This is a genomic window from Caballeronia mineralivorans PML1(12), from assembly GCF_001028175.1.
GTDB lineage: Bacteria > Pseudomonadota > Gammaproteobacteria > Burkholderiales > Burkholderiaceae > Caballeronia > Caballeronia mineralivorans.
This window is the reverse complement of the sequence record NZ_AEJF01000300.1, coordinates 1-738: the sequence shown is the minus strand read 5'-3', so window position 1 is coordinate 738 and position 738 is coordinate 1. Positions and strand designations below refer to the sequence as shown.

At 52.2% G+C, this 738-nt stretch carries 1 protein-coding gene; it reads right to left on the bottom strand.

Translation table 11 applies throughout. From position 1 onward, the window contains the following. Positions 1–8: 8 nt before the first annotated feature. The coding region (ulaG, locus tag EOS_RS42765; RefSeq protein WP_047898304.1) for an L-ascorbate 6-phosphate lactonase at positions 9–738 on the bottom strand (730 nt) is incomplete at its 5' end.

Below are 738 nucleotides of genomic sequence, written 5' to 3'. Positions count from 1 at the left end.
ACGACAGATTACAGGAATGACTTGAACGGCAGATCCGGTTCAATAGTGAAGCAATCATCGAAACCGCGCGGATAGTGGTACTCGAAGTTGTCTTTATCCAGCGGCCAGGTAAATTTGCCACCCACCTGCCAGATAAACGGCTTGAAGCCATACTTCAGGCGATCTTTTTTCATCTCCCACAGCACGCGGATCTCTTGCGGATCGGCCTGGAAGTTTGACCAGATATCGTGGTGGAACGGGATCACTACTTTCGCATTCAGCGCTTCACCCATACGCAGCATATCGGCGCTGGTCATTTTGTCGGTGATATCGCGCGGGTTTTCGCCGTACGATCCTAACGCCACGTCGATCTGATGTTCGTTACCGTGCTTCGCATAATAGTTAGAGTAGTGGGAGTCGCCGCTGTGATACAGGGAGCCGCCAGGCGTTTTGAACAGGTAGTTCACCGCGCGATCGTCCATGCCATCTGGCAGTACGCCAGCCGCTTTTTGATCGGCAGGCAGGGTGATCAGTGCAGTACGGTCGAAAGCATCAAGCGCATGAATTTCAATGTCTTTCACTTTTACTACATCGCCCGGTTTGACCACGATGCAACGCTCTTTCGGTACGCCCCAGCCAATCCACAAATCCACACAGGTTTTCGGTCCGATAAACGGTACGTCATCTGCACAATTCTGCATCACGGCAGCAGCGACGTTAACGTCGATATGATCGTTGTGATCGTGAGTCGCCAGTACC